This is a genomic window from Streptomyces sp. NPDC030809 (assembly GCF_055572195.1).
In genome coordinates this window covers 52853-74384 of the sequence record NZ_JBVIDV010000005.1, presented here as the reverse complement: position 1 = coordinate 74384, position 21532 = coordinate 52853, and the positions used below count along the sequence as shown (strand labels likewise).

At 71.5% G+C, this 21532-nt stretch carries 17 protein-coding genes; 8 read left to right on the top strand and 9 right to left on the bottom strand.

Going from position 1 to position 21532, the window contains the following annotated elements:
* The first annotated feature begins 59 nt into the window (after positions 1-59).
* From ACZ407_RS08765 to ACZ407_RS08755, 3 genes are all read left to right on the top strand, one after another.
* Positions 60-1706, top strand: a complete 1647-nt coding sequence (locus ACZ407_RS08765) for a glycoside hydrolase family 27 protein (RefSeq protein ID WP_468126678.1) — start codon at positions 60-62, stop codon at positions 1704-1706.
* Positions 1707-1732: 26 nt separating this feature from the next.
* On the top strand, positions 1733-2839 hold the full coding sequence (locus tag ACZ407_RS08760) for a ricin-type beta-trefoil lectin domain protein (protein WP_468126676.1): 1107 nt from the start codon (positions 1733-1735) through the stop codon (positions 2837-2839).
* 231 nt (positions 2840-3070) lie between these two features.
* Positions 3071-5677, top strand: coding sequence for an FG-GAP-like repeat-containing protein (locus tag ACZ407_RS08755; protein WP_468126674.1), 2607 nt, complete (start codon positions 3071-3073; stop codon positions 5675-5677).
* A 28-nt stretch (positions 5678-5705) separates the two neighbouring features.
* Here the strand turns inward: ACZ407_RS08755 and ACZ407_RS08750 are convergent, their stop codons facing one another.
* Together ACZ407_RS08750 and ACZ407_RS08745 are read right to left on the bottom strand one after the other, a co-directional pair.
* On the bottom strand, positions 5706-5921 hold the full coding sequence (locus tag ACZ407_RS08750) for a ketopantoate reductase family protein (RefSeq protein WP_468126672.1): 216 nt from the start codon (positions 5919-5921) through the stop codon (positions 5706-5708).
* 91 nt (positions 5922-6012) lie between these two features.
* Positions 6013-7188, bottom strand: coding sequence for an MFS transporter (locus ACZ407_RS08745; protein WP_468127108.1), 1176 nt, complete (start codon positions 7186-7188; stop codon positions 6013-6015).
* Positions 7189-7243: 55 nt separating this feature from the next.
* Between ACZ407_RS08745 and pdxR the strand changes: the two genes are divergently transcribed.
* Positions 7244-8650, top strand: coding sequence for a MocR-like pyridoxine biosynthesis transcription factor PdxR (gene pdxR / locus ACZ407_RS08740; protein WP_468126670.1), 1407 nt, complete (start codon positions 7244-7246; stop codon positions 8648-8650).
* 194 nt (positions 8651-8844) lie between these two features.
* Here the strand turns inward: pdxR and ACZ407_RS08735 are convergent, their stop codons facing one another.
* The gene (locus tag ACZ407_RS08735; protein WP_468126668.1) at positions 8845-9417 is read right to left on the bottom strand and encodes a hypothetical protein; all 573 of its coding nucleotides are present in this window, start codon (positions 9415-9417) and stop codon (positions 8845-8847) included.
* A gap of 139 nt (positions 9418-9556) precedes the next feature.
* Here ACZ407_RS08735 and ACZ407_RS08730 point away from each other — a divergent pair, with 139 nt between their 5' ends.
* Positions 9557-10195, top strand: a complete 639-nt coding sequence (locus ACZ407_RS08730; RefSeq protein ID WP_468126666.1) for a DUF6000 family protein — start codon at positions 9557-9559, stop codon at positions 10193-10195.
* A 9-nt stretch (positions 10196-10204) separates the two neighbouring features.
* Here ACZ407_RS08730 and ACZ407_RS08725 read toward each other — a convergent pair whose 3' ends face one another.
* The 6 genes from ACZ407_RS08725 to ACZ407_RS08700 form a co-directional block, all read right to left on the bottom strand.
* Positions 10205-10549: a hypothetical protein gene (locus tag ACZ407_RS08725; RefSeq protein ID WP_468126664.1), complete on the bottom strand. Its 345-nt coding sequence runs from the start codon at positions 10547-10549 to the stop codon at positions 10205-10207.
* A 652-nt stretch (positions 10550-11201) separates the two neighbouring features.
* Positions 11202-12851, bottom strand: coding sequence for a bifunctional aspartate transaminase/aspartate 4-decarboxylase (locus ACZ407_RS08720; protein ID WP_468126662.1), 1650 nt, complete (start codon positions 12849-12851; stop codon positions 11202-11204).
* A 140-nt stretch (positions 12852-12991) separates the two neighbouring features.
* A complete protein-coding gene (gene aspT, locus ACZ407_RS08715; RefSeq protein ID WP_468126660.1) occupies positions 12992-14695 on the bottom strand; it encodes an aspartate-alanine antiporter in 1704 nt (567 codons plus the stop codon).
* 90 nt (positions 14696-14785) lie between these two features.
* Positions 14786-16465: an aspartate-alanine antiporter gene (gene aspT, locus ACZ407_RS08710; protein ID WP_468126658.1), complete on the bottom strand. Its 1680-nt coding sequence runs from the start codon at positions 16463-16465 to the stop codon at positions 14786-14788.
* Between the two features lie 385 nt (positions 16466-16850).
* Positions 16851-17792: a hypothetical protein gene (locus ACZ407_RS08705; RefSeq protein WP_468126656.1), complete on the bottom strand. Its 942-nt coding sequence runs from the start codon at positions 17790-17792 to the stop codon at positions 16851-16853.
* A 168-nt stretch (positions 17793-17960) separates the two neighbouring features.
* Positions 17961-18197 (bottom strand): hypothetical protein, encoded by a 237-nt coding sequence (locus ACZ407_RS08700; protein ID WP_468126654.1) that lies wholly within the window; start codon positions 18195-18197, stop codon positions 17961-17963.
* A 107-nt stretch (positions 18198-18304) separates the two neighbouring features.
* Between ACZ407_RS08700 and ACZ407_RS08695 the strand changes: the two genes are divergently transcribed.
* The 3 genes from ACZ407_RS08695 to ACZ407_RS08685 all read left to right on the top strand — a co-directional run bounded on the left by ACZ407_RS08695 (position 18305) and on the right by ACZ407_RS08685 (position 20860).
* Positions 18305-19699 (top strand): Mucin-2, encoded by a 1395-nt coding sequence (locus ACZ407_RS08695; RefSeq protein WP_468126652.1) that lies wholly within the window; start codon positions 18305-18307, stop codon positions 19697-19699.
* A gap of 168 nt (positions 19700-19867) precedes the next feature.
* Complete coding sequence (locus tag ACZ407_RS08690; RefSeq protein WP_468126650.1) at positions 19868-20152, top strand: hypothetical protein; 285 nt, start codon at positions 19868-19870, stop codon at positions 20150-20152.
* Positions 20153-20236: 84 nt separating this feature from the next.
* A complete protein-coding gene (locus ACZ407_RS08685; RefSeq protein ID WP_468126649.1) occupies positions 20237-20860 on the top strand; it encodes a hypothetical protein in 624 nt (207 codons plus the stop codon).
* Positions 20861-21532: the final 672 nt, after the last annotated feature.

The following is a 21532-nucleotide window of genomic DNA, read 5'->3' as shown; positions in this document are numbered from 1 at the left end:
CCTCCGTCCATCCGGGTCCGCACCGCCGCTTCCGCTGCGCGGGCCGGAAAGGAATCCTCATGGCACCCCTGCCACGACGATTACTGCGCCTCCTCGCGGCCGGCGCGCTGACGCTCACGGCCTGCGTCACCGCCTCCGCCCCCACGACCGCCGAGGCCGCGCCGGGCAGCCCGGCACTCACCCCGCCGATGGGCTGGAACAGCTGGAACAGCTTCGGATGCGGGATCACCGAGGCCCAGGTCCGCCAGGCCGCCGACACGATGGTGTCCTCGGGCATGAAGGACGCCGGCTACCAGTACGTCGTCGTCGACGACTGCTGGTTCGACCCGCAGCGCGACGGGGCGGGCAACCTCCGGGCCAATCCGACCACGTTCCCGAGCGGCATGAAGGCGCTCGGGGACTACATCCACGGCAAGGGCCTGAAGTTCGGCATCTACCAGGCGCCGGGCGAGCGCACCTGCGCACAGGGGGTGGGCACCTACCCCGGCTCCACCGGCAGCAAGGGCCACGAGGCCCAGGACGCCGCCACCTTCGCCTCCTGGGGCGTGGACTACCTCAAGTACGACTGGTGCTCCGGCAGCGGCACCCTCGGCGAACAGGTCGAACGGTTCACGATCATGCGCGATGCCCTGCGGGCCACCGGCCGCCCGATCGTGTACAGCATCAACCCCAACAGCTTCCACGCCCCCACCGGCGCCACCCATGACTGGGGCCAGGTCGCCGACCTGTGGCGGACTACCGAGGACCTGCTCGACATCTGGCAGAACACCAACACCAACAGCTACCCGATGGGCGTCGGCAACGTCCTGGACATCACCGCACCGCTGGCCTCGCAGTCGGGTCCGGGTCACTGGAACGACCCTGACATGCTGGTCGTCGGCCGCCCCGGCCTGTCCCTGACCGAGTCCCGCAGCCACTTCGCGCTCTGGGCGCTGCTGGGCGCCCCGCTCATGGCCGGCAACGACATCCGCACCATGTCCGTCGACGTGAGCGCCATCCTGCGCAACCCCCGCCTGGTGGCCGTGAACCAGGATCCGCTGGGCGCGGGCGGACGCAGGGTGCGCGACGACGGCAACACCGAGGTGTTCGCCAAGCCCCTGGCCGACGGCTCGGTCGCCGTGGGCCTCTTCAACAGGGGAGGAAGCACCGCGAGCATCACTGCCACGGCCGCACAAGTCGGCCTTGCCGGCGGGCCGTTCACGCTCACCGACCTGTGGACCGGCGGCACGTCCACCACCCCCGGACAGATCTCGGCGAGCGTGCCTGCGCACGGTGTCGCCGTGTTCCGGATGACCGGCGGCAGCCCGCAGGCTGCGACCACCTCGCGCCTGCGCGGTACCGGATCGGGCCGGTGCCTGGACGTGGACCGCGCCTCCACCGCAGCCGGGACGAAGGCGCTGATCTGGGACTGCCGCACCGCCGCCAACCAGCTCTGGACCACGTGGGCCGGAGGCGAGATCCGCGTCTACGGCGACAAGTGCCTGGACGCCTCCGGCCAGGGCACCGCCAACGGCACGCCGGTCGTCATCTGGCCCTGCAACGGCCAGGACAACCAGAAGTGGACCAGGCAGGCCGACGGGTCGGTCCGCAACGTCCACGCCGGTCTGTGCCTCGACGCGAACGGGGCCGCCACCGCCAACGGAACCCCCGTCGTCCTGTGGACCTGCAACGGCCAGAGCAACCAGAAGTGGACCACGCTCCCGTGACACGCCACCCCAGGAAAGGCAACCCCATGACAAGGTCCTGGATCCGCCCCCTGATCGCGCTCGCCGCCGCCGTGCTCGGGCTGACGGCGGCAGGGGCGGCCCCCGCTTCCGCCGCCTCCGACACGCCCTTGCGGGTCATGCCGTTGGGCGACTCGATCACCTGGGGCGTGGGAAGCAGTACCGGCAACGGGTACCGGGGGCCCTTGCGGGACAGGCTCGCGGCGGACGGCCACCCGGTGGACTTCGTGGGCACAGGGCGGGCCGGTTCCATGTCCGACCCTGACAACGAAGGCCACTCCGGATACCTCATCGAGCAGATCGCCGCCCTGACCGATGCCTCACTGACCCGTTACCGGCCCAACGTCGTGACGCTGCACATCGGCACCAACGACCTCAACCTCTCCCACCAGGTGTCCACCGCCACCGACCGGCTGAAGGCCCTGGTCGGCCGGATCACCACCGCCGCACCCGACGCCACCGTCCTCGTGGCCTCCCTGGTGGTGTCCACCAGCGGGTCCGAGGAGCAGTACCGCGCCGCGTACAACCAGGCCATTCCCCGGATCGTGAGCGAGGCGCAGGCCGCGGGCAAGCGCGTCGCGTACGTCGACATGAGCGGCCTGACCACGGCCGACCTGGCCGACGCCCTGCATCCCAACGACGCGGGCTACCGGAAGATGGCCGACGCCTTCCACCGCGGCATCCGGGCCGCGGACAGTGCCGGCTGGCTGAGGAATCCCGCCCCCGCCCCCGCACGTGTGCAGTCCGCCATCGCCGGCAAGTGCCTGGACGTCAACCGTGCCGGTACCGCCGACGGGACCGCCGTGCAGACGTGGAGCTGCGGCCACGGTGCCAACCAGTACTGGTCCGCCTACACCGACGGCACCCTGCGCTCCATGGGCAAGTGCCTCGACGCAGCCGGCGCCGGCACCGCCAACGGCACCAAGCTGCAGCTGTGGGCCTGCCACGGCGGCGCCAACCAGGTCTGGCAGCCCTACAACGGGGGCTACCGCAACCCCGCCTCCGGCCGCTGCCTCGACGTCCCGGGCTCCTCCACCGCCGACGGCACGCAGCTCCAGCTGTGGGACTGCCACGGCGGCTCCAACCAGAAGTGGACCACCCTGATCGCCCGATAGCGACCACTCCCGGGATCCGAAGCCCTGCCGGGCCCGGATCCCGGGAGAGCCCCGCTGTCAGGCACCGAAACAGTCAAGACGGATGTGGAGCCGGCCTGTTCGACAGCCGTCGCCAACGCGACGCCCGCCGGCAGGCGTACGGCCGCGGGAAGACTCCGTACAACCATTGGCGCGGCTCGCCGGTCGGACCCCGTGATCGCCGATCACTACGGGGGAAGAGGAATCCGCTCCATGAACGCACACACCCGCGCACACAGCGGCCTGGCCGTTGCCGTGGCCACTGCGGCACTGGCCGTAGCCGGCGGTGTCGCCCCGCCGCTCCTCGCGCTCCCGGCCGCTGCCGCACCCGCACCGCTGCCGCCGTGGAACGTGGCCTCACCCGTGGCGAGCATCGAGGACCGCTCCTGGGTGCGGGAGTCGTTCGGGGAGATGGAGGTGGCCGTCGCCTCCGACGGCACCGCCGTCGCCCTCTGGAACGAGATCGAGGACGGCGGCCGCACCCTGCACGGCGCCGTGCGCGGGGCGGGCTCGGACGACTGGGGGCCCGGCACGCGGCTCGCCGACAGCCCCTCCGCGCACGGTGACATCCGCATGGTGGCCGGCCCTCGCGGCACCGTCACCGCCGTGTGGACCGAGTACCCGGAGGAACAGGGCGAGGCTCCCGGTCCCACCGGCACGGCGGCCCGTGTGAGGGCGGCCACGGTCTCCCGCGGTGTGTGGTCCGAGCCGCAGCAGGTGTTCGGCACCGAAGCCGGCAAGGCCGTGTCCGACCTCAGGATCGCCGCGGGCCCCGGCGGCACCGTGATCGCGGTCTGGGCCTCCCGGCCCGCAACGGCGAAGGCAGGCCAGGCGATCGAGACGGCCACGCGCGCCGTCGACGGCACCTGGTCGGCACCGGTGAAGCTGACCTCTGCCCCCGCCGCGGGAGGGTCCGTCACCGCCCCGGACGTCGCCGTCGACAGCCTTGGAACGGCCGTCGCCACGTACGTGCGCACCTCCCCGCAGGGCACCGCCTCGATCGAGACGGCGACCCGCACCGATACCGGGACCTGGGGTTCCCCCGTGCCGGTGACCGCACCCTCCGACAGCGTCGGGGCACCCCGCATCGGCGCCGGGGCGAACGGCACCCTGGCCCTCGTCTGGACCCGTCGCGACCCGGAAGCCGCCGTCGCCGTCCTGTACGCCTCGGTCCGCCCCGAGGCGGGTGGCTGGGGCGCCGCCCAGCGCATCACGACGGCGCAGCACGGGGTGCCCGGCCCTACGCCGGAGCCGTTCGTCTCGCCCGACGGGGACGTGACGCTGGTGTGGGGGAACGACGCCGAATCCCACCCCGCTGCCGGGAACTCCGTCTACTCCGCCTCGCTCCCGGCCGGCGCCACCGCGTGGACCGCGCCCGCAGCCGTGTCCACCGGCGGTGACAACGACCGGCCCCACGCGGCGATGGGGCCCGACGGCACCGTCTGCGTGGTCTGGCAGCTGTCCCGCACCGTGGGCGGGAAGACGCACCCGACCCTGCTGGAGGCCGCGCGCACGCCGGGCGACGACACGTGGACCAAGCCCCGCCCGCTGCCCGAGGAGCCTTCGCCCGGCAACGGCCTCACGGCCGAGATCGCCGTGGGCGAGAGCGGCGCCGCCACCGTCCTCTGGCAGGACCCCGCGGCTGCGGACAAGCGGCTGTGGGGCACCCGGACGGAGGCCGGACTCGCCCTCACCCGCCCCGCGTACGCGCCCGGCTCCGCATGGCTGGCGTACGTCCCGCCCGGCCGCAAGCCCTGGGAGGCCTCGTGGTGGCTGAACCGCCCCGTGTCCTCCTGGAACCTGGTGCTCCGGGACCCGGCCGGCCGGGCCGTGCGCACCCTCACCGGAGGCCTGACCAACTCGCCGGTAACGGCCGAATGGGACGGCCGCACGACCGCCGGGGCCCTGGCCTCGAACGGCCCGCTGACCTGGACCCTGAGTGCCACCGCAACGCACTCCCGCACCCTGGTCGTCCTGGCCTCCGGCAAGGTGACCGTCGGCGGCGGCACCCCCGTGTTCCGGGACTTCGCCGCCCGGCCGGGGCCCGCGGATCCCCACCGCCCCGGCACCCCGGACGGCACCGGGGACCTGCTCACCACAGCCGCGGGCACCCTGCGCACCGTCTACGGCGACCGGGCCTCAGGCACCTTCACCGGCAGCACGGCGGCCGCGGGCTGGCCCAAGGGCTTCCGCCCGGTCCCCTTCGGCGACACCAACGGCGACCGCTGCAACGACACCCTGGTCCGCCTCCCCGACGGCGAGATGCGGGTCTACCTGCCCGCCTGCGGGGTGACGGAGATCCGGCCCGTGACGAAGCACCGGGTGCTGGGCAAGGGCTGGAACGCGTACGACGTCATGACCGGGGTCGGCGACGTCACGAAGGACGGCCGCCCGGATCTGGTCGTCCGGGATCCGAAGACCGGCGGCCTGTACCTCTACGCGGCCACCACGGCGGGCGTGCTCGCGCCGCGCGTCCTGCTCGGCACGGGCTTCAGGGACTACAAGAAGATCGTCGGTGCCGGGGACCTGAACGGGGACGGCATCGGGGACCTGCTGCTCCAGGACAAGGGCAACGAGCTCTGGCGGTCGTACGGCACCGGCACCGGCAAGTTCGGCCCCCGCGCTCTCGTCGCCAAGGACTGGGGGTCTTCGTACAACGCGGTCATCGGCATCGGCGACCTGACCGGCGACGGGCGGGCCGATCTGATCGCCCGGGACACGGCAGGCGCCCTCTGGCGCTGGAACGGCACCGGCAAGGGCACCTTCACCGGCCGGACGAAGCTCGCCACCGGCTGGCAGGCCTACGACGGCATCCACTGACCGCCATGGCGGCTGCGCGGCGCCGGCCTCACCACCGTCGCAGCGGTACGACGACAGTGTTGCCGAGGACCCGCGGCGGAACAGGCTCGCGGGCGGCGGGCAGGGCGCCCGCTTTGACGGTCACGAGCGTGACGTCGACCGGTTCGCGCAGCAGCGTGTCGGCTTCGACCGGAGCGCTGAAGTCGCCGTACTGCGCGCTCCGGACGCACAGACCGTCGCGGCGCAGCACGGCAGTCGTCTCCATCGGTGAAGGCGGCGGGCCGGGTCGTCGGCGAACGCGCGACGAGGCGTACGGGTGGTGGAGCCGGGGCCCCGGCCGCATGTGGTCGTGCCGGTCATCGGCGCGCACCGTCGGCCAGGCGGTCGCGCCAGGCCGGGACGAGGGCGGTGAGCATCAGCGCGGCGGTGAGGGTGAAGGCCCACGGGTAGCCGGTCCGGGCCGCCAGGATGCCGAAGCCGACGGCGCCGACGGCCATGCCCGCGTCGTAGGCGACGTTCCACAGGGCGCTGACCGTGCCGTAGCCGGACTCGGGGACGCGCGCGTACATGAGCGACAGCGTCGCGTTCTGGGTGGCTCCGAATCCGACCCCGAACAGGGCGACGCCCACGACGACGGCGACCGGGCTGTGGGTCGGTGCGGTCAGCAGCGTCCCTGCGGCCGAGACGACCAGGCCGGGCACGACGAGTGCGGCCGGTCCGTGCCGGTCGCCGTGCCGGCCCGCGACCCAGCGTGCTGCGGTCGCTGCCGCGGACTGGGCGAACAGGGCCACGGCGACCGCTCCGGTGGAAGCGGACGGGACGGCGAGGGGCAGAAAGGTGACGATGGTTCCGGCAGCGAGCGCGGTGGCGGAGAAGACGAGGACGGGCCGCAGAAGAGCAGCCGTCCGGAACCCGCTCAGCACCCCGATCGGCCGCCCCGAGGCCGGTGCGCGGTCCGGCACTCCCGGCACCGAGGCGACGGCGGCCAGCGCGGCCACCGCGGCCGCGGCGCACACCGGCCCGTACCCGGTGTGCGCCGCCCACCACACCCCCAGCGGCAGGGCCGCCAGCGACGGAACCCCGGACACGATGCCGACCAGCGCCAGCCCTTCACCCCGGCGCTCGGGCGGGATCAGCGACGCCGTCAGAGCACCGCCCGCGACGACCGCGACCCCGAAACCCAGCCCGCGTACGGCGCAGACCACCGCGATCCACACCGTGCTCCCGGACACGGTCAGCACCAGCGCGGGCGCACCGAGCAGGACCAGCCCTGCCACCAGGGGCGGGCGGTAACCGAAGCGGGCCGTGAACCGGGGCGCGGCCAGCCCGCCTCCGACCGTCGCGAGCAGCAGCGCCCCCGAGGCCAGTCCCGCGGCATGACCGCCTCCGTACGCCTCGGCGTAGCGGGGAACGACGGAGAGCAGAAGGTAGAAGCTCGTCGATGCACCGACGATCGAGACGAAGCGCAGCAGCAGGGGCCGCGTCACCAGCCTCGGCCGCGAACGAGCATCCTCGGCTTGAGAGTTGATCATCCTGGTCACACGACGAAGCTAGGGGTGGGGCGGACCGGCAGTAAGATCCAATTCCATGCCTCTGGAGTGGTCCGGTCTGTCGCCCGAGCTGTTGTTGGTCATCGACCGGGACGGCGGTGAGCCGCTGCGATCCCAGCTGGAACTACGGCTGCGGGACGCGGTCCGGACCGGACGGCTGGAGATCGGCGAACGGCTGCCCTCCTCCCGTGAACTCGCCCGGATGCTGGGGGTTTCGCGCGGCCTCGTGCAGGAGTGCTACGCGCAGCTCCAGGCCGAGGGATACCTCGTGACACGCGTCGGCTCGGCCACCCGCGTCGCCGCAGGAGCGGGCGTACCGCCGGCGCGCACGCCACCACCTCCTCCGCCGTCCCCCCTGGTCGCCGATTTCAGGTACGGAGTCCCCGACCTGAGCAGCTTCCCGCTCGCCGACTGGCTGTGGGCCACGCGCGAGGCGGCACGCACCATGCCCACGGCGGCGCTCGACTACGGCGACCCCCACGGAAGCGCGGTACTCCGCGAGGTCATGGCCGGATACCTGCGGCGGGTGCGCGCCGCCGCGCCGGATCCCGAACGGATCGTGATCTGCTCCGGCTACGCGCAGGGCCTCGGCCTGGCCCTGTCCGCACTGGCCAGGACAGGAATCCGCACGGTGGCGTACGAGGACCCCGGCTCACCGGCCACGCTCTCCTCCGCCGCGGCCTCGGCCGGCATGTCGGCCACCCCCGTGCCGGTCGACGCGCACGGGATCGACGTACAGGCACTCGCCAGGACCGACGCCCGCGCCGTCGTCCTGACCCCCGCGCACCAATGGCCCACCGGCGTCGCCCTGGCGCCCGAGCGACGGCACGCGCTGATCGAATGGGCCAGGAGGCAGGACGCCGTCGTCATCGAGGACGACTACGACGCCGAATTCCGGTACGACCGGGAGCCGGTGGGCGCCCTGCAGGGACTCGCCGCGGACCGCGTCGTCTCCATCGGCACCGTCAGCAAGTCCCTCGCGCCCGCGCTGCGCATCGGGTGGATGCTCTGCCCGCCCGCGCTCACCGAACTGATCATCGAGCACAAGCAGTCGAACGACCGCGGGTCGCCCACGCTCGATCAGCTCGCCCTCGCGCGACTGATCGAGTCAGGCCGCTTCGACCGGCACCTGCGCCGGATGCGGACGACCTACGCGGCACGGCGTACCGCCCTGCTGGCAGCGCTCGCCGAACACGCCCCCGGCGTCGCGGTGACCGGTCTTGCGGCAGGCTTCCACGCGGTGGCACACCTCGACGGGCCGGCCGACGAACGGGAACTCCTCTCCGCCGCCCGCGCGCGGTCCGTCGGCCTCTACGGAATGAGCACCTGCCGCTCCACCCGTGCGACGGAGCCGGTGCAGCTGATCCTCGGGTTCGGCAACGTCGGCGAACGTGCCGTCACGGCAGGCATCGCGGCGGTAGGCGGCCTGCTCAGCGGCCGATAGCCCGCGTCACGTGTCGGTGCCCCGCCGTCACGGTACGTGGACAATCGACGTACTCGAGGTCCCCGCTCCGCTGCCAGGATCACCGACACCCTCGACACGCGCCCAGTCCAGGTGCGATGCCACCGAGCAGCTCGGTCAGGACGATTCCGGGTCGTCGGCCCCTGAGGACCGGCGGTCGTGGGTCGCCTCCCGGTTCAGCGGTTGCGGAGGTGGCGCAGGAGTCGTGCGCGTTCGGGGGAGTCTGCTCGGACATCGGTGCCGGGCTCGGGCATGCCGGTCGGTTCGTCGGTGTGTGCGGCGAGCGATGCCTCGATGCTGGGGCTGCTGCGCAGGATGGTCTGTTCGGTCCAGGGCTGCGGCCAGGCTTGGACGAGGTAGGTCTCGAGGGGGTGTTCGTCGGTGCCGTCGGGGTTGTGGCTGCGTCCGCGGGCGTGGACGCGCAGCCGGTACCAGCCGTGTCCGCGGCCGGCGAGGTGGGGCCGGTCGTCGGTGGGGTGTCCGGGGTCGAGGGCGAGGGCGCCCTCGGGGGAGTGGACGCTGGCTTCGACGATCTCTTCCCAGGGTCCGGGGTCGAGGGGCGGGGCGTGGTGGTGGATTTCGGTGCGGACGGTGGCCTGGCCGGTGTGGATGCCGGTCTTGATCCAGGCGCCGTGGTCCATGGGGGCGAGAAGGCCGTTGGACCAGCGGGTCGTTCCGGTCTCGGTGGCCTCGCCGTCCCAGATGCGCAGGAGTCCGTCGTTCACGAAGACGACCACAGACGTGTCCATACTGCCGAGCGTAGTGCGGCGGCGCGTCCCATCCGGACGGGTCCGTCTCGTGAGGGCTTCTCTGAACGAGTAGCCACGGCCCGTTGAGGCAGTCGGCAAACCGGTGGCACTGCCTACCGTTCCGAGCCAGGATGGGGCCGTGCGTGATGTCCGGAGCGATCCCGAGTTGCAGCTGCTGGTTCGGCGGTTCGTCACGCCTGACCGGCGGTATCTTCGGTTGGGAGGGGGCGTTTTCCGGTTGAGCCCGGTCGAGCGCTCCGCGTTCGTGCGGAATCTGGCTCGGGCTGCGTACGAAGTCACTCCGGCGGAGCTCGGCATCCTCTTCGAGGGCGGATGGCGCGAGCGCAAGACTGCCGCCTGGATGGTTGCTGTGGCCCGGAAGTCCGAGTTCCGCGACCTCGTAGGCCGGCTCCTGCTGGCCAGCGAGGGGCCGTACGCCGGCGCGGCATACTGTGTAGCCCTGGCGAGGTTCGGCTCTGCAGCGGACGCCCACCTGCTCAGCGCATACCTTGATCACTACTTGGCGCGCCCCGACCTCGACTACGACCAGGCGGTCGTCCTTGGCACGCTTCTGTACCTCGATGAGACGCTCGGCTCCGCGTACACGACACGGTTCCTCGTTCCGGGCGGTCCCTGGGAACGATGGCTCGAGGTCCGGGGCGTGGCGGCCCGTGCCCCGCATGACTGCCGGCAGGCCTTGAAGCAACTGTGTGCTTTCGCCGATGAGACCGCTGATGCCTTCGAGCTCTCGAACGCCAAATCTCCTCCTCGGGTCTGACCTTGGCGTTCAGAACCCGTCGCCCCATCCGAAAGTGGCGTGGTAGGCGCGTCGGAGTGCGTGTCGTCCGTGGTCCCCGTCGGCCTGGGCCCGTGCGAGGGCCGCGGAGAACCAGAGCAGAAAGACTCCTCCGACGATGCCCAGAGCTACCAGCTTCCCGTTCCGGATGAGGAGGACCAGGGCGACGGTCACGATGGCGACGCAGACATGGGCTCCGCGCGAGTCGAGCAGTGCAGCCTTGCGTGCCTCCCGGCGTTCGGCCCGTTCTACGGCACAGCGTTCCTCGCGAACAGACTGCGGTTCGTTTTCGTCGAATTCCGTCTCGCCCGCTTGGCCCTGACGCTGCATGGACACGGACCACGTCGGCACAGGAGCACCGATGGGCCCAGGGATCAGGTACCCGCCTCCTGACGGACTCATGAAGCCGCGTGCCCCGGGCGGCCGCACCGGGCGCGTGTGGCCGGCCCGGCCGAGGCCGAGTTCCTGGCGATCGACCCGGGGCGCCGGACCGGCTGGTCGAGGCGAGCGGCGAGCGGCTACCGGTGTCCGACGGATGCGGGCGAAGGCGGCCGGCACGGTCGCGCTCGCCGAGCTCTACGGGACCGCCGGCGTCGACCGCGCGCTCGGCGCCGCGGCCACGATCGGACGGTTCCCCGACGGCGGTCCGCTGTCGATCCCGGATCACCCGGCGAGCACGAAATCCGCCGGAGCCAGGCACGGAGGCTGCAGTCGGGCCGGGCACTTCCGCCTGGTCAGGCTTCGGCCCGCCCTGAGCGTTCCTGCTCTTCGACCAGGCCGCAGGAGAGCGGGAAAGCCGTCAAGAACTCCCGCTGGTTCTGCGGCAGCCGTCTGCAGAGGCGGGCCGAAGGGCGACGCTGATTGCAGCGGAGCGCGGGCACGTGGCTGCGGTCCGTCACCCGATGAAGGTCGATCGGCCGGAGCTCCAGGATCCTCGCGGCGATTGCGGACGCGGCCGTGCTGGACGGCGAACCCGCACCCCGCCCTGTCACACGGTCGCCGAAGCCTGCCACTCGGCTGCGTAGCCGTTGAAGATCTCGCGCAGGTGATGTCCGATCTTGAGGTAGTCGAGGTCGTCGAGGTTGGCGAGGGAGACCCGTACCGACCATTCGGGCCCCTCGAAGCCGCCGCCGTTGAGCAGGACGACGGAGGTGTGCTCGGCGAGGCGGAAGAGCGGGTCCACGGGCTCGTAGCTCTTCTCCAGGAAGTCGGCGAAATCCTTGCCGTGGACGCGTTCCGCTTCGGCGAGCAGGTCGAGCTCGATGTAGTAGGCAGCCCGCCGGTCGTCGGCGGCGATCTTCATCTGGGCGCCCTCCAGGAGGAGGTCGAGGCGTCGGTGGACGATCTCCCTCAGCTTTTCCTTGTACGCCTGCCCCTCGTCCAGCAGGGCGAAGAGCGAGAAGAGGCTCATCATGGTCTGCTGGGGCAGGGAGAGCCCGGCGGTGTGGTTGAGGGCGACGGAGCGGGAGTCGGCGACCATCCGGTCGATGAACCGGATCTTGTCGGGTTCGAGGGTGAGGGTCCCGTACCGCGCGGCGAGGCGCGCCTTCTGCTCGGCCGGGAAGTTCGAGATCATCTCGTCGATGACGTTGTCGTCGTGCAGCCCGATGACGCCCAGGCGCCAGCCCGTGCAGCCGTAGTGCTTGGAGTACGAGTAGACCAGCAGGGTGTTGCGGGGGATGTCGGCGGCAAGGGAGCGGAAGTTCGGCACGAACGTGCCGTACACGTCGTCCGTCACGATGATCAGGTTCGGATTGGGGCCCGCGACGATGTCCTTGATCTGGTGGGCGACCCGCTCGCTGAGCGCGAGCGAGGGCGGGTTGGACGGGTTGACGAGGCAGACCATCTTGATGTCGGGGTCGGCGAGCTTGGCGACCTCCTCGGTCGGGTACCGCCACTCCCGGACACCCGTCTCGGCGAAGAGGCTGGCTTGGATGTGCACGACCTCGAACTCGAAGGTGTCGAGTTCGGGAATCTCCAGGTAGGGGGTGAAGACCGGGGTCATCAGCGCAATCTTGTCCCCCTTGTGGAGGATCCCGTTCTTCATCAGCGAGTCGAAGATGTAGCACATGGCCGCCGTGCCGCCCTCGGTCGCGAACAGGGAGTACCCGCCCTGCGGGGGACGCCCGTCGAACAGCTCGTCGGCCAGGTAGCCGTGCACCACCCGCTCGGCGTGCACGAGCATCCGGTCCGGCACGGGGTAGTTGTCGCCCGTGATGGAGTCCGTCAGCTCGTGGATGTACGCGTCCCGGTCGAAGCCGAACCGCTGCACGGCGTACTCGACGCACTTCTGGAGCAGTTCCACGCCGGGGAGGTCGGGGTGCCGGCGGCACCAGGAGTCGAAGCGGCGCCCGATGTCCTTCCGCTCCGGCATGCCGCCGAGGTTGTCGGCGGTCCACACCCGCCGCGACTCCGACAGGGCGAAGTACCCGAGGGCGTAGAAGGCCTCGCGGGGTCCCGTGGCGATCCAGTTCGGGTTGCCGCGGCCTGCGTTGAGCATCGCCCGGGCCGTGGTGTCCTTCTGACCGGGCTTGTCCGCCTGGGCGGCGGTGGCGATCTGGATGAACTTGTCCTTGAGCTCGAACGGCGAGAGCTGGGCGAAGGCCTGGATCTCTTCGCGGGTGAAGCTGGTCCTCATCGGGGTGGCTCCTTGTCGGGGGCGGGACGGCTGGACCGCAGTGGCCCGTGGTGGGGTCGGTCGTGGAGGGAGCGGTGGAACGGTGCCGTGGTCAGTGCTCAGTGCTCAGTGGTCATTGGTCAGTGATCAGCGGTCAGCGGTCAGTGGTGGAGGAGGACGATGACCGCGCCCCAGATGGTCAGGAGCACGTTGGCGACGGCGTAGGGGACGGTGTAGCCGAGGACGGGGACGGTGCTCCTGGCCGTCTCGTTGATGGCGCCGATGGCGGCCGTGGTGGTCTGGCCGCCGGCGACGACGCCGAGCAGGATCGGCATCCGGATCTTCTGTACGTGGTGTCCGAAGAGGAAGCCGGTGAGGAGGGGGATGACGGTGGCGACGGCGCCCCAGAGCAGCAGCCCCCAGCCGGCCTCCGAGAGGCCGGAGGTGAACGACGGGCCCGCGTTGATGCCGACGACGGCGACGAACAGGCACAGACCGAGGGTGTCCATGAACCACTGGGCGCCCGGGGGCACGTTGCCGAAGGTGGGGTATTTGCTCCGGATCCAGCCGAAGACCAGGCCCATGATGAGCGCGCCGCCGGAGGTCGACAGCGAGATCGGGACGCCGCCGGCCTTGAGGGCGGGGATGCCGATGCAGCCGCCGAGGAAGATGCCGAGGCCGACCCAGATCATGTCCGTGGCGAAAGAGGTCGGGACGGGCTTGCCGATCGCCTTGGCGGCCGGGACGACCAGTCGCGCCGGGCCGGTCAGGACCAGCGTGTCGCCCCGCTCGATCGGGGTGGAAAGCCGGTAGGGGAACTCGGCCCCCGCCCGGTACAACGTGTCGATGTACACACCGACCATGAACGGTTCGGCCCGCAGCGCTGCCACGGTCTTGCCGAGCTGCTCCTTGTCGGAGGCGACCACGTGCAGGGTTTCGGTCTGGTAGCCGAGCAGTTCGACGTCGTCGGTCTCCGGGCCGATGCGGGCGCGGGGGTCGAAGGAGACCAGGGAGCCCCGCAGCGCCGAGACCGCTACGACGTCCCCTTCGCGCAGGACGGTGTCCTGGGTGTGGTCCAGGATCCTGCCCTCGCGCCGGACCCGGGTGAGGTAGATCCGCCGGTCCAGGGCCTTCTGCTGCTGCTCGAAGTCCTCGATCGTACGGCCGACCAGGTCGGGCTGCTCGATGGTGTAGGCGCGCAGGACGACTTCGTAATAGCCCTCGTGCAGGTCGGGGTTGTCCTGGGCGGCGTCCATCTCGGCGGCCAGGGCGGCGGATTCGGCGGCGATGTCCCGGCGGTAGAGGCGGGGCAGGACGGAGGACAGCAGGAGCGCGGCGAGGACGGTGCCGAGCGGATAGGTGACGGCGTAGGCGACGGCGACGAGGTTGGACTGCTCCTTCGCCTGGGTCGCCGTGAGGCCGGGCAGGCTGGAGATGGCGTCGCCGGCGACGCCGATGACGGCGGACTGGGTCAGCGCGCCGCCGAGCAGCCCGGCCGACAGGCCCGGTCCGTAGCCGAGCATGCCGGCGAAGCCCCAGCAGACCAGCAGGCCGGTGACGCAGACGACGACCGCGTTGAGGACCTGCGGCAGACCGTCCTTCCGGAGCCCGCGGAAGAACTGGGGCCCGACCTTGTAGCCGAGGGCGAAGAGGAACATCGTGAAGAAGAGGCTCTTGACGGTCCCCTCGATCTGGATGCCGAACTGGGCGCCCATGATCAGGCCGACCACCAGGCAACCGGTGACCGAGCCCAGGGCAATGGCCCGGTAGCGGATCTTCCCTGCCAGGAAGCCCAGGGCGACGGCGAGGAAGACCAGGAGTTCCGGGTGGGGAGTGAAGATGTTCCGGTCGAGGAATTCGATCATGTACAGGACCTGTCGGGGGTGGGGGAGGGGAGCCGCGCCGTCACGGGAGCGCGTGCGGCGGTGTCCGTGGAACCGGCCGTGCCGTCCCTGTCAGGCGCCGAGGATGCCGACGAGGACGGGCCCGGTGAGGGGGAGCAGGAAGTTGGAGAGGGCGTAGGTGATCGTGTAGCCGAGCATCGGTACCGAGCTGCCCGCGGACTGGGTGACGGCCGTGATGGCAGGGGTGGAGCACTGCTGCCCCGCGATCGCACCGATCAGCAGCGGCGGGTCGATCTTCAGGACCAGGCTGCCGAGGAGGAGGGAGAGGGTCGCCGGTACGAGGACCATGGCGACGCCTGCGACCGGCAGCAGCGCCCCGTACTGCTTGAGCAGCGGCCACGCCTGGGGCCCGGCGGTGAGTCCCGTACAGGCGATGAAGACGGCCAGACCCATGTCCTTGATGGTGGTGGCGGCCTGGGGAGGGAAGGCACCGAAGGTCTGGCGGCGCGAACGGAACCAGCCGAAGACAAGGCCCGATACGAGGCAGCCCCCGCCGGTCCCGAGAGCCAGCGGTGCGCCGCCGAGGCGCACCGAGAGCTGCCCGATGAGGGAGCCGGCCGCGATGCCCAGCCCCAGGTAGATGAAGTCGGTGGCGTCGTTGCGGGCGATGGTGCCGATCTTCGCCACCAGCTTGGCGAGTCCGGAACGGCCACCGACGAGCGTGACGACGTCACCGCGGGCCAGTACCGTCTCGGGGCTCGCCGGCAGCCGCTGGTCGCCGCGCACCACCTCGGTGACGTACACGCCGTTCGCTGCGAACTCCGGGTGCTCCCTCTGGATGTCGCGGATGCTGCGGCCGACGGCTGAGGCGTCGGTGACGGCCATCTGGGCGGAGGCCAGCGGGGTGTCCACCCCGGGGATCCCGGGGGTCTCCGGTCCGATGACCCGGGCCGCCTCGACCATTTTCGCGCGCCGGCCCACCACGAGGATGAGGTCGGAGAGGACGAGTTCGAGGGCGGGATCCGGGGTCAGGTCCTTCGACCCCCGCCGGACGGCCTCCACCGTGATCCTGCCGTCGAAGGACGCCTGGAGGTCCTCCACGGTGCGGCCGTCGGCCCGGGTGACGAGGAAGGTCCGGCCGACGAGCCCGGGCAGGGCCTCCCGCTCGTCGTTCTGCAGCCCGGCCGCGCCGCCCCGCATCCGCTCCCACAGCTCGCGGCAGGCCGTGCGCAGGTCGATCCGGAGCAGCATGGGCATGATCTGGCTGGTGTAGATCACGATGGTGATGAGGCCGAAGAGGTAGCAGACGGTGTACGCCGTGGCCACGTGCCCCTGATAGGAGCTGACCTGATCGGCCGACAGGCCGGGGAGCTTTCCGATGGCCTCGGTGGCCGTGCCGACCACGGCCGACTCGGTGGCCGCGCCCGCGAGGATGCCGGAGGCCGTGCCCACGTCCAGGTCGAACCACTCGGCCAGCACCCAGGCCAGGCCCAGCACGGAGGTCAGTTCCACCAGACTGAGGGTCAGGAAGCGCAGGCTGCCCCGGTTGAGGTTGGCGAAGAACTGCGGCCCGGCGAGGTAGCCGAGGGCGAAGATGAACAGGGCGAAGAAGACCGTCTTGACGTCGGCGTCGATCTCGACGCCGGTCCAGGCGCCGAACAGCAGCGAGACGATGAGGGTGCCGCAGATCCCGCCGAGGGCGATCGGCCCGCCCTTGGCCTTCCCGACGAGGTACCCCAGCGCGAGGCACAGGAAGAGCACGAGCTCGGGGTGGTCACGCAGGACGCCCAACGGGAGTCACCCCGCCCCGGAACGGAACGGGCCGCGGCCGTGCGGCATCCACCGCCGGACCGCCGGTCCCGCACAAGTGATCAGAGCTCACCCTCGACCTCTCCGCTGACGGCCCCGTGCAGCAGACGAAGGGGCCACGAGGGAGTTTTATAGCCGAATTGCGACAAATCTCGCAGCCGAGGGGTACCGGCCGCACGGGTGATCGCCGGGCCTCCGCCCACTCGAAGGCGCAAGTCGAAGGGCGGGTGTGACGGCCGTTCGGGGTGCTCATGCCGGTCAGGGGCGGCAGTCCGTGCAGTAGACCATCCGTCGCCCCGCACCCCGGCGCGACCGATGCACGGGGGCTGCAGAGCGGGTGCTGCCCAGGGCCGGAGGTCCTGGTACTTCAGCCGCGCCGGTATCTGGCTGCCATCGTGTGGAATACCCTTTTCGGTTCCCAGCGCCTCTCGTCGAGCATCCTGACGACGCCGTAGGAGCCGAGGTCCTGCTCCCCGGGCCTGCTGTAACCGGCGAAGGTGAACCAGAGCGCGGTGTCCACGCCTTCGTCCTCGAAGATGTCCAGCAATTCGGTGAGGTAGCGCACCTGCTCGTCCTCGTCCGGGACCGCGCCGTGCGGCACCTGCCAGGCCATGCCACCGCGTTCTCCCGCGCCCTGGTACGCACAGGTGCCGTACTCGGTCACCGCGACGGGCTTGCCGTGGGCGAGGTGCCTGCGCAGCTCGTCACGGAAGCCGTCGGCGTTGTAGGCGGCCCGGTAGGCATCGATGCCGACGAGGTCGAACGCACCCCAGTCGACGAACTCCCAGGGAGCCGAGGCGTAGGTGACCCGCCCGCGGAAGCGCGTACGGACGGTTGCGGCGATCTGGGAGAGGAAGTCGTTGAGGCGTTCTTGCACCGGTCCGAGGGAGGACCACCACTCCATGTCGGCGGCAGCCATGGCCCGCATACGGTCGCCGTAGGTGTCGCCCGGGAGGAAACCGCCGCAGAACGCACTGATCTCGCAGCCGGCGACGAACACCACATCGGCGCCGGCCTCCCGTACGGTTTCGGCCCGAGCGGCGCAGTCGGCGAAGAACGGGAGCAACTGGTCGCGGGGAAGGTCCACGGGAAAGGGGGCGAACCAGACCTCGAGGCCGGCGTCTGCAGCATGCCTTGCAGCGATGCTCAACCGTTCAGGCTCTCGTCCCGAGATGCGAACGGCGTCGCAGTGGAGATCTCCGGCGATCACCGCCATGTCGTGCCGGACCGTCTCAGGGGTGAAGTTCTTGCGGGAGAGTTCTTCCCCCGGGAGGAATCCCGTGTCGTAGTTGATGCCCCGTGCGCGCATGCCCGTGTCCCTCCACTGCCGTTGCCGTGTACGAGCAAGTCAAAGCCGCGCTCGGGGTTCTTGGCCAGAGGGGCTCGACCGGTGCACGCCCGACGGCGAGGACGCGGTCGGCTTCCTTCTGGCCCGGGGTGAGCTTGTGCGTGCGGCTGGCGCCGGAGCCGGAGACGATCACGGCGTCGCGAATGCCGTCGTCCAGGCCGCGGAAGCCGAGGTCGGCCAACGCGCCCCGAGCCCGGCGGCGCGCAGGTGGGCCGGGATGTGGTCGTGGCGGGCGGCTGCGTGCCCGTGGGTGGGGCCGGGGCCGGGCGGCGGATGTCCGACCAGCGCCGTCACCAGGCCCGCCCCGAGCAGCACGAGCGGCCAGGCCGTCCACGGCGTCCCGTCCGCCCGGTTCCGCAACAGCACGCCCGCGCACTCAAGGACCGGTGCAACGGCGATCGGCAGGTGCCGTGCAGGGCATACGAGATCATGGGCGCGGACCGATCGGGGAGGACAGAGGGGGGAGAGGAATCATGGTGGCGTTCCACGCATCCGCGCTGGACGGAGTGGCCCGAAATCCGGCGCTGCCCACGCCGCTGCTGCTGCGCCTGCTCGCCTTCGGGGCGGACGGTGACCGTCCGCCGCGTGACGTTCTTCACCGGGCCGGACTCCCCGAGCCGGCCGTCGCGCTGATCCTGGCCCACCCCAACCCGGGGGCCCGGATCGATTTCGCCATGAGTGCCAGGGCGGAGCCTGCACAGCGGGCTCGGCTCGCGGACGATCCTTCTCCCAAGGTGCGGGCAGCTCTCGCATATGGACCCGAGGTGCACGATCCGCGCGCAGAGGTCGCGCCGCTCCCGGATGCCGTGTGCGCCCGCCTGCTCGACGACCCCGATCATTCCGTACGCGCGGCCCTGCTGGAGTCGCCCCGTCTGGCGCCATCGTTCGTGGCATCGATGGCCACCCACCACCGTGCGGCAGCGCGCCGGGAAGCGGTGCGTGCATGGGAGGCCCTGTCGGCGGGCGAGCGGTCGGCCCTGCTGGCCGACCCCGACCCCGAGGTGCGGCGGGCCGCCCAGCTCCAGGAGTGCCGGCGGGACGCCCGCGTGACCGCCGAACTCCTCCGCGACCCGAAGTCCGCCGCCGAGGCGCTGCGCCGCGGACTCCTTGACCGTGCCGACGCCGAGCGGTGCGTCGCCGAGCGGACGCACCTGACCTGCCTCGCCGAGAACCCGTCGCTGCCCGCCGACCTCGTAGAGCGGCTCGCCGTGGACCCCGACGAGGCCGTACGGCTCGCTGTCTCCCTTCGGCCCGAGCTGGACGAGGCGCGGCGCATGGCCATCGACTTCACGGCCGGGGACCTCGACAGGGGCGACGGCGTGCGGTGGGTACGGGACGGGCTCGCCGACCCCGAGGTCATGCGCCGGGCCGCGGCCTCGGCTCACCCGCTGCTCCAGCGCGCCGCCGCCCGAAGCCCCCACCTGCCGCCTGACCTGCTGCGCCTGCTCGCACGCGTCGAGGACCCGGTGGTGGAGAACCTCCTGGGCATGCACCACCCCGACACTCCGGAGGAGGTCCTGATGCGGGTGTTTGCGCGGCTGGGTGGGACGTTCTCCGCCTGGATGGCGGAGACGCACCCTCGGTTCCCCCGCGAGGGCCTGGCCACCCGCTACGCGAACCACCCCGACGGGAACCACCGCCGGCTGGCCGTACGGGATCCGGCCGCCACGCCGGAGCTGATCGAACGGCTCAGCCACGACCCCGTCGTCTGGACCCGTCAGGCGGCGGTCCGCGACCCGCGCCTCCCGTTCCACCGGCTCCGCGAGGCCCTGCTCGTCCCCGAACTGGCATCCAGCGCAGGCGCCAACCCGGCGCTTCCCGAGGAGGAGATGGCCGCCGTCCTGGACCGGGCCGGCGTTCCCGCCTGACCGCCGGACGGAACCGACTTGCTCGCACCCCAGGGTAAAGGCTGCGCTCCCTCGACCAGCGGTGGGTATCCGGGTCCGCAGGTGTCGGGTGGCACGGCGCGGGACCGGCGCAGGGCCGGGGTGCCCTGACGGATCTCCTCCCGTTCTTCGTCGGTGAGGGCGTCGAGGTTGCTCTCGACCCTGCGGATCGAGCTCGGTGACCGCGGCCGGCCGTTCCCGGTCTCGAAGCAGGGTGTCCAGGTAGGCCCGCAGGTCCGGAAGGTGGCAGGGGTCGCTGCGGAAGTGATCACAGCCCAGGCATCGGAACCGGAACGGGCAGGCGTGTCCGCCGGCTTCGACGTTGTGCTGGGCTCGGCGCAGATCCCGAACGGTACGGCGACCTGCCCGATCCGCATCGGGTTGTGCTCGTTGGCCCACCCGGAACGCCGGTGGAAGCCCGAGGTCTGCAACTGACCCAGACCGCGCTGTCCGGCGTGCAGACCACACCGCGATGGGCACGACGGTATGAGTGGCCGCGTCACGGGGTACCCGTGGGAGGTGGGACGGGAACGGCTGACGTTCGACGGCTGGATCGCGGCCGTCGGGACGGGCTCGGGCACGCGCGTGGTCGTGGGCCACTGGCCCCGCTCGCCCTTCGGGCCGTTCAGCGACGTGATGCTGGAAGGCGCCGACGGCCGGCGTCTGCTGCTGGCGCCCACCGCCCGCACCACGCAGTACATCGCCGGCGTCTACCACTTCGACGAGGTCCGGACGACTCCCGTGCAGGTGCAGCACCGACGCGACAGCGTGTGGGACATCGCGGCAGGACCCCTGGAGCTCCGCTTTCGCCTCGGCCGCCCGGGCCCCCTCGGCCTGCTGCTGAGCGCCGTGCCCCGCCCCCTCGCCCGGCGACCGCTGTGGGCGGCCCTGACCGACGTGCCCGCGCGCGTGATGACCGGTGCACGGACCCGGGGCAGCTCGCGCCCTGGATACCGTCAGTGGTACGCGGCTGGCGGCCTGTGCCCGATCATCGCCGCCGACGCGTCCTTCGACGGCGCCGACCTCGGTCCCCTCGCACCCGTTTCTCCACCCGTCTGTTTCGGCTTCGGATCGGCCCCCAGGACGCCTGCACTGGTGCGGGTGGTCTCCACGGTCGAACACGCTGGTCCTGATGCGGACTGACCCAGAGCACGCCACGCTCGCCCACTGAGCGCGTGTACCTTCCAGACACCTCGGCGAGAACCAGCCACCAGCCTCCCGACACGGCACCCGGCCGCCACCATGAGCCCCCCACCGGACCGACCACTTGCCGCACGGCACACCGAAAGGAGCCGTGCACCGGATGAGCGACCCGTACGAGAGCCACAGCCGCAGCCTTCAAGGACGCGGAGGCGGCGGAGTGCGCGGAGGCGGAGGCGGAGCGGGCCGAGCCCGCGGCCCGGTACAAGGCCTCGATGATCGAGGCCCGGCCCCAGCAGGCCGAGGCACCGGCTACCGGCCGACGAGCTGGAGACTGCGCTCGACGTGGCGTGGGACGCCCAGTCCTGACCCCCCCGTATGACAGTGCGCGCCACCCCTACCTGACGGTGCGCCCACTGTCATATTGGGGTGGCTTGCCGGTTGGCGTCCTGCCTGAACTCGCTCAGTACGAGTTGTCGAGTTGGTCTACGAGGAATCGAAGCTCGCGAGCTCTGCGCCGGGACATGCTGTGTATCACGGCCTCCAGGAACTCCCGTGCTTCGAAGGGGCTGCCGCAGCATTCCCACACGCCGCAGCCGCCGTTCTCGTACTCACAACAGAGGTTGCGGTACGGGTCCCGTACGAACGCTCGCCACATCCCCACGGACTCAGCCG